12 protein-coding genes are annotated in these 13,144 nt (G+C 35.6%); 1 reads left to right on the forward strand and 11 read right to left on the reverse strand.

Annotated elements, in window-relative coordinates; all coding sequences use genetic code 11:
- The first annotated feature begins 680 nt into the window (after positions 1-680).
- Positions 681-1,016, forward strand: a complete 336-nt coding sequence (locus tag L0U88_RS15130; protein WP_234866916.1) for a hypothetical protein — start codon at positions 681-683, stop codon at positions 1,014-1,016.
- A 109-nt stretch (positions 1,017-1,125) separates the two neighbouring features.
- Here the strand turns inward: L0U88_RS15130 and L0U88_RS15135 are convergent, their stop codons facing one another.
- The 11 genes from L0U88_RS15135 to L0U88_RS15185 form a co-directional block, all read right to left on the reverse strand.
- A complete protein-coding gene (locus L0U88_RS15135; protein WP_234866917.1) occupies positions 1,126-1,599 on the reverse strand; it encodes a hypothetical protein in 474 nt (157 codons plus the stop codon).
- 343 nt (positions 1,600-1,942) lie between these two features.
- A complete protein-coding gene (locus L0U88_RS15140) occupies positions 1,943-2,236 on the reverse strand; it encodes a DUF2306 domain-containing protein (RefSeq protein WP_234866918.1) in 294 nt (97 codons plus the stop codon).
- A 129-nt stretch (positions 2,237-2,365) separates the two neighbouring features.
- Positions 2,366-2,938 (reverse strand): hypothetical protein, encoded by a 573-nt coding sequence (locus L0U88_RS15145; RefSeq protein WP_234866919.1) that lies wholly within the window; start codon positions 2,936-2,938, stop codon positions 2,366-2,368.
- Between the two features lie 190 nt (positions 2,939-3,128).
- A complete protein-coding gene (locus L0U88_RS15150) occupies positions 3,129-4,613 on the reverse strand; it encodes a nitrilase-related carbon-nitrogen hydrolase (protein WP_234866920.1) in 1,485 nt (494 codons plus the stop codon).
- A gap of 249 nt (positions 4,614-4,862) precedes the next feature.
- A complete protein-coding gene (locus L0U88_RS15155) occupies positions 4,863-6,335 on the reverse strand; it encodes a hypothetical protein (protein ID WP_234866921.1) in 1,473 nt (490 codons plus the stop codon).
- 151 nt (positions 6,336-6,486) lie between these two features.
- A complete protein-coding gene (locus L0U88_RS15160; protein WP_234866922.1) occupies positions 6,487-7,557 on the reverse strand; it encodes a ligand-binding sensor domain-containing protein in 1,071 nt (356 codons plus the stop codon).
- A gap of 223 nt (positions 7,558-7,780) precedes the next feature.
- Positions 7,781-8,239: a DUF6756 family protein gene (locus L0U88_RS15165; RefSeq protein WP_234866923.1), complete on the reverse strand. Its 459-nt coding sequence runs from the start codon at positions 8,237-8,239 to the stop codon at positions 7,781-7,783.
- Positions 8,240-8,299: 60 nt separating this feature from the next.
- Positions 8,300-8,899 carry a hypothetical protein gene (locus tag L0U88_RS15170; protein ID WP_234866924.1) on the reverse strand — a complete coding sequence of 200 codons (600 nt, stop codon included), beginning with the start codon at positions 8,897-8,899 and terminating at the stop codon, positions 8,300-8,302.
- 1,517 nt (positions 8,900-10,416) lie between these two features.
- Positions 10,417-11,184 carry a hypothetical protein gene (locus L0U88_RS15175; RefSeq protein WP_234866925.1) on the reverse strand — a complete coding sequence of 256 codons (768 nt, stop codon included), beginning with the start codon at positions 11,182-11,184 and terminating at the stop codon, positions 10,417-10,419.
- 223 nt (positions 11,185-11,407) lie between these two features.
- Complete coding sequence (locus tag L0U88_RS15180) at positions 11,408-11,932, reverse strand: hypothetical protein (RefSeq protein WP_234866926.1); 525 nt, start codon at positions 11,930-11,932, stop codon at positions 11,408-11,410.
- Positions 11,933-12,235: 303 nt separating this feature from the next.
- A complete protein-coding gene (locus tag L0U88_RS15185) occupies positions 12,236-12,706 on the reverse strand; it encodes a hypothetical protein (RefSeq protein WP_234866927.1) in 471 nt (156 codons plus the stop codon).
- Between the last annotated feature and the right edge of the window lie 438 nt (positions 12,707-13,144).

Genomic DNA, 13,144 nt, shown 5'->3' on the forward strand with positions numbered 1-13,144 from the left:
GCCTGGGCTAATTCTCATCAATGGTCTACTGTTGAAGTTTCAATTTTCCGCACTTTTAATAAAAATACACTTATTAGTAGCTGTACTGTAACTAATTCTAACGAATTAGCCTTTCAATTTTTTTAGTGATCTTCTCCGCTTCCCAAGAATATATACACTGTCCAAATTTTACATGCTCTGACTTATAAATAAATGTGAGCTTACTTGTACCATAGTCATTTACTTCAATGTCCGGATCTATTGGCGAAAAATCAATGTTGGAATTATATTTTGTATCATAGGTTTTACTATTAATATTAAACAAAACACCCTTCCTTATAGTAATCGCATCTTTATTTACAAAAACAATTTCCTTTAAGTATGTAAATCTCAAGTATCTCAGAAATACTAAAAAGGTTAAAACAAGACCAGCTAATGAAAGAAAATTTCCATACCCATGGTATTGACAAGTAAAAACAAATATGTGAATAATATTAAACCAAGCCCCATAATAATAAGAATTATAAGATTGAATACCTTTTCAAATCTTTTTATTGTAGGATAGAATGTAATAATTATTTCGTTACTATTAGCTTTCAATTTCATTTTATCGAGAATTGTATAGCCGCTAACGTGAATACATTTTTTAACGGCTGTCTTATCAGTTCATGTTTTTCAAGTCCATATATAATGAGAAAAACATGCTACCTAAAGTCACTGCAACCATCGAAAAATTGATTATTGCGGCAATTGCTTTGATATACTTCAGTTTTTCCTTTCTTACAATACTGATTATGGTAAATACTAGCCCAAGTATCATACTTAATAAGAGACATATTATTGTTATAGCAAGGAAAGCTGGATTGTTTGAATTTATTCTAATTATCGCTGTTATGTTTGCAATAAAAATGAAAAAAATAGAAGTTGTAGCAATTGAAAAACCAAAGGCTATTTTAGAAAACTTTGGCGATTTTCTATTTAGCGAAGGCTCGTATTCTACTAATAAGTTATTCATTTGGTGGATACTTAGTTGTTAAATCTTTATGTATCTAGGAATTGAAAGATGATATCACTTTAGTTTGTCGAACAGATAACTAATTACTTATACGGCTTGTCGATATACTGTTCTGTTTATTTGATCCCTTTCTACCAAAATTTCCTCCACGGTTTTACCACAGGATTTGTTTCGCTTCTTTTTAAATTTGCAGTTATTTGCTTCTGTTCTTGAAACCAATTTTCGGTCAGCTCGATTGCTTTTATAGTGAAGTTTCTAAAAGGTGTAGGTATTCCTTGAGATAACTCACCATAGAGAAATTGAACACCTGTTTCAATGCCAGGTCCACCAAACAAAACCTTGAAGTCGCATGCTCGCCCCTTTTTGTCTGGAATATCATATGTCTTTCCAAAGAAATCCTCCATTTCTTCGGTTGCAAAAGGTTTTAGTTGCGCAAACAAGTTATCCCTGGTAACTCCTATGAACAAGTCGTTGTCTCTACAATCAGGACTTCCATTGCCTTTTCTGTTTATGGAACCTTGTTCATCAAGAACAATAAAAAGTACTTGATTCCCCGCAACCTCTAATGTTATTAAAGTCTTATTAATTTTGTCCAGTGTTGTCAAAGTCGAATAATTTAGATTTAGAACTTGTGTTCTCCGAATGGCGCCAATGTTCATCGGCTTTGCGTTCGGCGTGGCATTCTGTGTTCCGTCGCTCCTGGACTGCTGCCGATGTTTTTACTAATGTACAAATTTTATTCTTCTGCTCAACTGCGTTCCATATTGCCGATAACTGAAGAAGAAAAACGTTACTATTGTTGATGCTGCGTTGAGTCGCCCTCCGCAGATGCAAAACTACTGTTGTAGGCCGTTTTGTCTGCTTTTGGGATAGCTTTTCTCTTTTTAATCTTTAGCATTGGTATCCACGAAAAGTACAATTCAATAGCTAATAATGGAATTATCCAACTTATCCATTCCAGCGTCGTGGCCCGAATTTCAGCTGATTTAATAAAAAAGAAAAGCTTTTCCTGCGGAATGTACCTACCAGTCGCAGAAAGATAAACACCAATGCAAGCGCATAGCTCCTTATCTCGAATAGCCTGTGTCCAACGATGTTTCCGTTCTTGATAGTAATCCAGGCAGCAACAGTCATAAATATCCAAGTAAGCGAAAGCAGGAAAAGGGGGCCACGATACAGGTAATAAGTACTCAATAATACCAGTGTCAGCCAGAGAAACTTATTTAAATGTCGTTTTTTCAATAGCAGTTAGATTTTGTTTATCAGCTTAATGAAGTTTTTACGTTTTGTTGTCATTTCGGTAATAAAATGGCCTACAAAGGATACGCGTGTTAGTGGTTGGTTTTTTATCGTCGTGCCTTAAATTTCCTTTCATAAATTGTAAAAGGCATTTTCTAAAATATAGAATTCCTTTTCGTATTTATCTATGAGTTGATTGTCCAATTTATGTTGATTGACAGCTTGTCCGGTAGAATAATTATCAATTTTTATTATTTTGTCATCAATTATGTCAATAACTAAGGTGTCGAGAAGTTCGTTAGTTGGCAATTCCGACGTCTGGAAGATTACGGTCTTGTTATCTGTAGTTTTGCAAGCATAAATTACATACTCCGTGTTTGAAATAAACTGAAAATAATAGTCAGTTATTCTGAAAGTGTGTTCAGTAGCTGTTTTTATTGTTTTAATATGTTTATTGAATTTGTTAATTCCTCTCAAATAATAAATAATTGCATTTAATGTAGAAAGTCCAATTAAAAAAAGTTTTGAATATTCTGTTGGAATATTTATTTTGAATTTTTCACTAAGGATTAATAATAATATAATCCCAAAGAACGTAAGTATTCCAACTATTATGCTCTCGCTGAGTACTTTTTTAATTTGTCTTGCTTTTTGCTTATAGTCAGAAAGTCCTGAAGTTGATAGTTTTTTCTCAACAGTTATCATGTCCTAATAGTCGCGTTTTGATTGCTATATCAGTCGCAGAACTTGCCACTAACGAGCAGGTATTGCAGACGGTGGGGAATTTTTTATTCGTCGAGCCCTGAACCACAGTACAGCGCAATTACTGCTGCTGATTGCTCCAATGTCTATCCCCATTATCGCCAGTACCATGTTAGTGGCATGTAGCTTTGAATTAGAGTGTCGATTTTGATTTAATAAATGAATATAGTAACAAACATACAAGCCCGACAATTGCTAACCATCCAAATATGTCTCCAATGAGAGGATACAAAGTCCAGATTTTTCTATTCGGAACATCTCCAGACATAATCCATGAATTAGTGGCAAAATGATCCATCTGGGAAATGATTTTTCCCCTTGGATCTGTTATAATTGAAAGTCCATTTCTTGTTTGACGAACTATAGAACAACCATTCTCAATTCCCCTAAAAACAGCAACATTTGTATGTAACGGGGAAATCTCTTTCCAATTTGACGCAGGTATCAATAAAACATCGGCATTAGATTTTCCAATCTGCTTTACAATTGATGGAAAATCTGCGTCCCAACAAATTAAAGAAGCCAACTTACCATATAGAGTCACACTTGTGTTAATTGTTTTGTTTCCTTCCAAAGTGCCTTCCATAAAATTGCCACCATATTTAATGTGTTTGGATAATAACTCACCTTTGGGTGAAAAAAATAAGATTTTATTTTCTGAAATGGCAGCATTAGTACCTATTGAAAAGGGGTTCGTTAATAAATATATTTTTTCTTCTTGAGCAAGTGTTCTAAATACATTGACCAAACTATCTTCATCCTTATCTAAGATTAAGGTTGATATTTCACTCCAAACTATAATTTTAGATTTGTTTTTTGCTTCTGCTTTTGTTTCATTAATTAATCGACTAATGATTGAATTTGAAATTTCTTTAAACTGTGTCGTGTCTTTTTTACTGAGTACAAAATTCATTTTCTCTCCTTCTACAACCTTATCATGTGTATGAATTCCTGAAATTCTCACAAAGCTTTTCTGCAATGGCATATTGATTCTCACAACTCCATAAACCAATATTGATGCAAGCAAGGAAAAATATATAAGTCCACCTATAAATCTTTTTTTCCATTTAAAACGATTGTCAAACAACCAGCATATAACAGAACCAAACCAAGTTATCATAAAAGTCATTCCCCACATTCCAGTCAAGGAAGCAAGCTGTGAAAAAGCTAAAAAATCTAATTGTGTATACCCTAAAAGTCCGGCTGTCCCAAAGGGATTAAAAAGACTAAGTAAAAACTCAAATGAAGTGTAAGCAAGCGGGAAAATTAATGTTGCAGCAAATTCTTTAATTTTTTGATAAACAATTGCATCAATGTAAAATACATACCCGTAATAGATTCCAGCTATAAATGGTATATAAAATAGATAACTTCGAGTATTGTCATATGTAAATTTCCAGAATGATAATTGACTAATTATCCCGAAGATTAAAGGAATAACTAAGAAAGAAAATATTCCTTTCTCTCTCCTTGAAACTAATATAAACGGTATTGAAAATAACCAAGTTGCAATAGAAAAGAATATTGTTCCATTACTGAAATAAAGAAATAATGCTCCAAATAAAAGAAGCGTAAATATGGTTATTGTTCTTGGAATTTTGCCTTGAAAATCAATCATAATATTCGATAGTTAAAATAGAACCGTTAATGCCATTGCCACTAACAGCGGCACCTTTGAGTTCGGCAGGGCAGTTGGAAAACGTCCAGCCAGAAAGTGCAGCCGATTAAGGATACTGAATTTGAAAATATATTCTATTGCTCGTCCTTGTTCGGTCAGTCGGATATGTAGATGGTAGTAGTACTGCAGATGAGAATTTATTCGTCGCCCCCTGCTGACGAAAAACCGAATGTTGGAAGAGGCACATCGTCACTTGATGCCATTCTCCTTTAATAATTTCGTAAACGCCCTACCTCCCCAATCCTTTCTCAAGGCTGGGTTTGTCTTGGCTACTTCTACAATACGTTGATCTATTTCTTTATCCTTTAAGGCAATCAATACTGATGTTGCTTTTAAATATATATGTGGATTATCTTCTGTCTTAAGTCTATCAAAAAGTGATGATACAAAAGAAGTGTCTCTAATTTTTAATGCTTTGTCTGCGAATGTTGGAAACTGATGTACGTTAATCTCTCTTATATTTTTGTTGATTAATTCAATGGCATAGACTCGGTCCCGCACTAGAATTGTGTCAAGCATTATGTCTAAAAGATTTACATATGTTGATTCATCGTCACTGAAACTACCTGTGTTGAGATAGTAAAAATCGTCTGCATTTTTAAGTGTCTTTTTTGTTAGTTGAAATGCTCTGTCTGAATTTTTTATGTAAAGCAAGTTGAACACTTTTTCATTTATTTTATTTTCGTCTCCCCACATTGTCCAAAGAAGTTCATCGTAAATTGGCGTATAGAAATCTTGTACAGCTAAGAAAATAAAATCAATGTGATATTCTTTTATATTTTCATGTTTAACTTGGGTAAAAGGAATTGTAAGTAATTCAAGAGCATTATTACTTTTATAGCTGGCAATAGCTTTATATAATTCCCTCCATTCCATGCTGTAATGTTCATCATTTAATGTTAGCATTAGTTTATTTTCAAGAAATGGAAAAAAGTCTGGGTGTGGGAATTCACAAATTGCTCGATAAGTAAAAAAGTAACCATCATCTGGATTTTTTCCTTTTTTGTTTTTCAGAATTAGCGGAATATCTTGTTCTTTTTGGTATTTAGCTAAAGTGACCAAAGCTTCTTGGTTTTTATCTTTAATTACTAAATCCTTGGCTCTTGCATAAAACCTTTCCGTCAATTTTGCTCTACTGATTGCTTCTTGTTTTGCGTAAAGATTGTTTGGTGTATAAATGAGAATACTGTCTATAATGGCAAATTGAAAACTGTCAAGTTTTTTTGAATTTATGTTTACATAGTTAGGTGTTGCAAGATTTATGAAGAAGTCTCCAACTTTTTCACTACTTACTACACATCCAAACATAGTTCTCACATTTTCATCGTCGGAAATATGTTTTATAAGTATTGGAAGCAAGTTGATTGAGGTATCAAAAGTTAATGCCCAAAACGAATAGCAACGAACTACGCCATTTGGATGGTTTGTTAGTTCTTGTAGTTCAATTGTTGTAGCTGTGCTTTTTAGTTCTGTGAAGTTGTCAAATTGTTTAGGTCGAATGCCAGCGTTGCCAACTGCACTACCCATTAGCATATTTTCTTTTTCAATTTTAGCAACGATTGTTTTTGTTTGAATTGAAATCTTTGTCTTGTCAAACTGATACCGCTGTCCATAACAGTTTAGGGTAAATGTCACGATGATGAAGGTAACAAGTTGTTTCATTTGTATTTCTGCCTACGTTTTTGGGCTTGGCGATTTGGCGGAAAATTAGCACAAAAGTTCAATAGAATAACTGCCATTGAACCTTGCGTAAATGTTTCATAGAAGCACTTCAGCCGCCATATTGCCAAACCGATTTTGTGCGTTCGTATTTCTAAAATTGCTTTTCAAATGTATTTTCGTTAAACCTAAATATATTTCCGTCTGCTATTCCAAAAAGCAAATTGTTTTTGTTGTCTTTATAAATAGTCCAAATCATTGGGTTAGATAGTTTGTCACTAATTGAATAGTTTGTCAAAGTTTTACCATCATATTTCCAAGCTCCTGTATATAAATCTCCAAACCAAATATTCCCTTCTGAATCTTCTTCAATAGCAAAAGGGTGTTCTAATGTGCCTGGTTCTGATTTATTTCCATTTCTTTTACTTGTTGGATGAATTAAGTGATGCTTTTCAGAAAAATTAATTGTTGAATTGCCTTCCATAAGTAAAACACCAATTCCATTATTTCCTATCCAAATTCGTCCTTTTGAATCTGCTAATACACTTCTTATGTGTAAACGCTCATTAACTTTTAAGTTTAAATTTTCTTTATCAAAGATATTTACCATTTTACCATCATATTTAAATAGCGCTGCATAAGTAGCAATCCAAATTTTACCATCTTTATCTTTTGATATACCCGTAACACCGTAAGTATTGTCAGCATTATCAGCATTTTTATTTTTGGGTTTTGGGAAAATCAAATGGTTCATATTTATTCCGTCAAAACGATTTATTCCGTCTTCTGCACCTGCATTAAACCATAAATCTCCATTGGTTTTATTCCAATCAAATATTGGGTTGTTATTTATAAATGGATAATTAGTAAACTTTCCTTTGTCATACACACTAACACCTCTTGCAGTTCCAAACCAAATTTTCCCATTTTTGTCCTCTTGAATTGAACGGATTTGATTGTCGGATAAACCTTCATTTGCTGTAAAGTATTCAAATGATTTTCCATTATAAAAACTTACACCTTCATTATGACTGCCAAACCAATAATTGCCTTTACTGTCCTGAAAGATAGCACGTACTCCAGAAGTAAATTTTAAAGTGTCAGCTTTTGAAGTTGCAACCAATTCAGGTTTGTTAGTTTCTTTTTCTAGTGATTTCTTTTCAAAGCAAGAAAAGTTAAGTGTCAATATGAGTATTAGGTAAATCAATTTAATTTTTTTGTCCATTTCAGGTTTTTATGATATAACGCCCAATGGTGGCAGCTTGGCGCTGGTGGGGGATTCATGTTTGTCCACGCGTACTACCGCTGATTATTAATCTATAGTTCAAATATATTTACCAAAGTCCTTACTGCACTTCCGCTGAAACTATTGATTGGTTCTTTACTTCCAATGATCTTTTACCCGTCCAACCCACTAGCGCCAAACTGCTCTGTTGTGCGTTCGTGCTTCAGTCGGCTTCCCAATTATAATTAGATTTCGTTAATTTATCCCCAATGGCTATTAGTACGTTATGATGATTTTCACACAATAGCCATTCTTTTTCCTTGTCGATTATGTAATACTCAAAACTAAAACACTCTCCGATGATATCTTTAATTACTTTTGGATCGCAATCATAGACAGGATAAAATGGCTCCTGATCATCTTCAGCTATTAGCCAAACATTTCCGTCATACAACGGAATTATACTGTCTATGTAAGTAAAAGGATAGTCTAAACCTATTACCGAGTATGATGGTAGTTTAAAATTCTCCCACCACCAACGTCTGTCGCCAGATTGTACAAAATATTTAATGCATTCGTCAAATATTTTCTTGCCTGAAGCTGTATCTAATAGCCGAATGCTACTTTCGTCAAGTCGTAGTTTATTTATAGCATTTTGTATTTCATCTTTTACTTCTCCCATCTTGGGTAGTGTTGGTTAGCATGACGCCAATCCGATTGTTGTACGCCGTCTTCGTTTCTTTCAATGCTCAACCGCTAAAGCGTCAAGTCTATTTGCTAAGTTTGATGCCGTAAGAAAAACACTGTCTCTGGATTTGTTTATTTCTGGACACCTGTACCACATAAATCGATATTTCATGCGATTTGACATTTCAATAAAGATGTCTTCACCATCCATGCAGCCATAGTCGTCACCATTTTGAAGGTCGCTTTGTGATGTCAATGTCCAATACTTATTAAGATTAAGACTGTCAACTGAGGTATGTCGAAGTACAAGTGAATAGTCATTGTAAGTGCTGTCGACTTTGGTTCGGTAAAACGATATTATTCTTAAAGTCCATTTGCTAAAACTGTCCGGCTTGGCGATAAAAGCAACTTGAGGGTCGTATGAACCCGATAAATACCAAACTCGAATTTCATCATTTGCTGTTCCGTCAATGAGAGATCCGATTTTTAGTGACTTTTCAAATGTTCTTGTCTGGCTGAAAGCGTCACGTGTCATTCGCCCTGCCCATGTCCTTGATGTGTCGGGTATAACCCGGCTCAAAGCATTAATTCCTGTGTCGCCTTGATTGCGACAGGATGCAAAGAAGAAAAGCAATATTGCAATTGGTAGTCTCACTGATGGCGTACAACTAATACCGATTGACGATATGGTGGTATTTGAAAATTGTCAGTCCGTAGCCGGTGTTTAATTCATAAATATAAGTTCATTGTTTATTCCAGTGCTAGGTTGTATACTACGGTTGAATATTGAACATAAAGTTGATTTTACATCCGTCGCCCCGCCATATTTCCAAACCGCCTGGTCTATGCCTGTCGCACTGGCTTTTGATCGGTTGTCACTGTATTTAGGGTTCGAATTATCAATAGTTTCATTAGGCATATCTGAAGCTCACAAAGTCCTATTTACTTTTTGTTTGGGTATGCTATTCACTGTATCTTTCTCGAAAATGAATGCATTGGCTATCCAACAGTCTGACTTTTCTGTGCCGATTTCATGACCATTTATGCACACTTTGTTTATACCATTTAAGCCATCTAATCCACAACAGCCGTTTAGTCTGCTTGCATCTGGATGATCAATGCAGTTAAGAAGATCGAATATGTTTATAATCAGTTTTCCTTCCGAGTCTGTAAAGTACTCACCGCTACTAATCACATAGTATCCTTTCTGAATGAACTCTTCTCCGTCTTGTTCATTCAGTAATGAGCTTTCAGGTAGTTCCTGAAGGATGTTTGAAACTGGGATATTACATTTTCTGCAAAAAAGCTGCATTTAGTTGGTTTGAAAGGCGTACAACGGTTAACAGTTTGCTGCAATAGCGGCATTCTGTGTTCGTTAGCTTAAATTTAGGACTTAGTTCAATATAACTCCAGGTTTTGAGCCCTTGTTCGTCAAGCCGCTATTGCAGCAAGCTGCTGTTGTACGCATCGTCTGGTCGGAAAAGAGTGGGGCCAGCCTAAGTTGTCTTTCTTGATGGCTCACTACATTGTCTTTGGCTTAATTTTTCTAATTCCGCGGTTTTATTGCCGGAGGTCTAGTCAATCAAGATTGTAGGGTCAAAGATTTCCTGTCGCTTTGCTATTATGCTGTCTATGGAAATATTTGGATTTACTGGCCTTGATAAGTAGGTTTCTTTAGTGTGATAGAGTTCAAATATTTTGGTCTTAAGCTTGCTGGAAGGTTTCGCCAAATAACTTTCGCAAAGGCAGATTGCTAGCTTCCGCTTCGCAGACTCTAGCTCCCAGTCGTTCGATATTGAGTGTCCAGGAAGGCTCGGCAACTCTTTCTCTTCTCCCTGATAAACGTTGTACTTAACAACACAATTGTCATATTGTATGGTTTCCACCTTGTCCTTACAACTCAAAAACAAAATTGAAACAAGTCCTACAAATACATATCGCATTCGACGAGAGGTGAGTTTTGGTTTGCGCACAACGGGCATGCATTGGTGTAGGCACTGCATTTAATCTATGCTGCCTGGTACTAAAGCTGATCCTTTATAAATAGTTTATTGAATAGTTCATACTTTCAGTAGCACCACTGTCGCCGAAACAATAGCTGATCAGTGGAATTATCGATGAAGCGTTATACGTCCGCCGTGCTTATACTAATGCAATTGTTGTGTACTGTATTTATTCTATTCTCCAATCTAATTTTTCTTCCTCACTTAATATTTTAAATATTTGGTAGCCGAATTCTGCTAAGTAGGTTAAAAGTCTATCCATTGTTCTATAGTCAAATACTAACGGCACCACCTCTCCTTTCAGTTTGTTAAACGGAAACAAATATTCAAAAAGTACATTATAATAATCGCTTTTCATGAGTTTAATAACTTTTAATTCTCCTTGGGAATGGGTAACTGCATGTCGGACTTCAGCGAAAATTGTAAATATCTCTTTGAACTTGAAATTGTGATTGTTATCACGAGAATACTCTTTAAAACGCAATCCGCCAGCTTTCTTTATTAAATCAAATATTGCGTCCCCTCCTTTCAAACTGTCTCCAGTTGAATATTTTTTATCTAATAGCAAAAGTTGAAATTCTTGATTATTCCTTCCTTTTTCTCGTGCAACTCTTTTTAAAAACCTTTCAAGAGCTTCAAAACATTGTGCGAACGCCAGCCCAAATTCCCGTGACAGGACTGCGTTTATTTCGTTCGCATAATTTTCTTTGAATGTAGACTTTTGAATGCCTGTATGAAATTTGAGCTTCCAGCCATTATCTGTGGGTCCAGTCCAGTCTCCGATTACTAGTGCTGTTCCTGAAAAGAATCCTGCACCTTCAGCTGTATAAATTTTCACGTCGTTAAGCAAAACCTTGTTCAAACGGTTCGCGGCATGTTTGAAATCTGTGATTGTCTCGAAAAAAGAGTTTAAATGAAATCTATAAGGATTGGTCATAGTTAATATAGCACACAACGTTCAGGGCTTGGCGAAGTGCGGGACATCTGCGTTCCGTCTGCCTGGCTTACTGAAGTTGATGAATGTTTTATTGGTCAAGTTATAGATTTTGTTCGATAGCGTTCTGTCAGCTGATACAAAAGCTTAGTTGAAAAATTGCAGTTGAAGAAAAAGTTCCCTCAGCCCGCATTTTGCCAAACCCCTTGTTGCCTGCTGGCTTTCGTCACTTGTGTGATGAAAGCCAAACGCTGTCGTTTGCTTTCGTTGTATAATTCCATAGTAGTTCGTCGTCAATTTTACCTTCGTAAAATATCTGTCCTTTAATGTCTATCCATTTATGATTGTAATATGTCAACACTTGCTTTATTCCTTCGTAATATTTTTTGTCAAGCGGATTTCTGTCTTTAGAAAACTTACCTTCTTTCTCATAAGTGGGATAATACTCAAAGTATTTATTTGTCAAGCCTGCTTGGTTAAACCAAATGTTTTTAAAATAGTCTTTGTCGCCAACAGAGTATGCCCAATCACTTCTTTGCTTAATTAAGTCGCTGCTTGTTCTGTAAGAAAGCGAACTGTCGCCTTTGAAATGAATTGTCAAAGAGTATTCTTGCAAATATTTATAAGGTCCTTGGGGAGTTGAACTATTCCAATTGTCAATAAAGTCAACGACTTGGTCAGTTGTCAAGGGTAATGAAACTGTGTCAAACTGTTTACGAATTTCTACATATTCAACATTGTCTTTGTCCACCTTTTGTTTATCGTTGAATGTACTAATACAAGATGTCAAGAAAAGCGATATGATTATTAGGGACTGTCTCATAAGCTTTCAGGCAACGTTAAAGCATTGGCGATGTGGCGGTATTCTGTGTTCCGTCTGCCCGGTGCCGCTGCTGTTTAAAAATACAAAAGCTCATTGTTTATTCTATTGCTCGGCGTTATTCATTTGCCGAAACTGAAGCTGAGTAGCGATTTGTTGCTGATGGTTTATTCGTCACCCGCCATATACGCCAATGCACTGTTAGCGGCAGATTTTCGTGTCAAGTTTCCCAATCTAAAATGAACTGTTGAATTTCGGTAGTCGTCTATTTTCCTTGTAATATTTGTAAAGCAAAAGTGCTTCAATATAAGCTGGTGGTTCGTCCTGTTTTGAATATATAATATAAAAATCCAGCGTCCTAATTCTGTGCTCTGCCATTAGTCCTTTAATGTAGTCGTTGGTTTGAAGATCCTTTTTCGTCACTTTATCCTTTCCTCTAGATGCCAACAATCTATTTTGAATAGAGTGATCACCCAACGTGCCGTCGGTCTTGATTTTTCCTGCCATACCGATATAAACGATTTCCCCTGTTTCCTTGTCAATCCAAATGTATACACCGTGCTTTCGACCAACTTTCTCTCGGATTGTCTGGTTATATAGTTCTCGTCCGTTGTCTTGGTCAAAAATTGTTTTCTCGATTTGGAAGTTTACAATTGGTTCGTCCACAAACTCCTTAATGATTTCTTTTGCGTCGTCAAGTTTCATGTGTAGAATGATATTGTCAATTTGCCGCTAACGGCCGGCAGCTTTGCGCAGTGCTGGTAATGAAGCACTATTGCCGGATCCGCTGTTCATTTATTGATTACTGTTTCAATCTCTGTTCTTTTGATGAATCTGTACATAGCCTGAATTGCTGTACAGAAAGGAACTGCTGTTCATTGTACCGATGTCCCGCCAGCATTGCGCAAAGCATCTATGTAAAAGCGATCAATTAAGCTGCCCAATTTTTGATGTGGTATAAGTATTCATTACCCACTAAAATTTCGAACTATGCAGTCTCAAATGATCGCTACACTGAAGTTATTTATTGGCTTAGATGTACACAAAAAAAGTTGGCAGGCCCACCTTCGAACTGACATTTCAGATCATAAAGGCTTTAGCTTACCCCCCGATCCGGAAATTCTGGCTAATTACGTGTTTAAA

The sequence above is a fragment of the Flavihumibacter fluminis genome (genome assembly GCF_021491375.1).
GTDB classification, from domain to species: Bacteria; Bacteroidota; Bacteroidia; order Chitinophagales; family Chitinophagaceae; genus Flavihumibacter; species Flavihumibacter fluminis.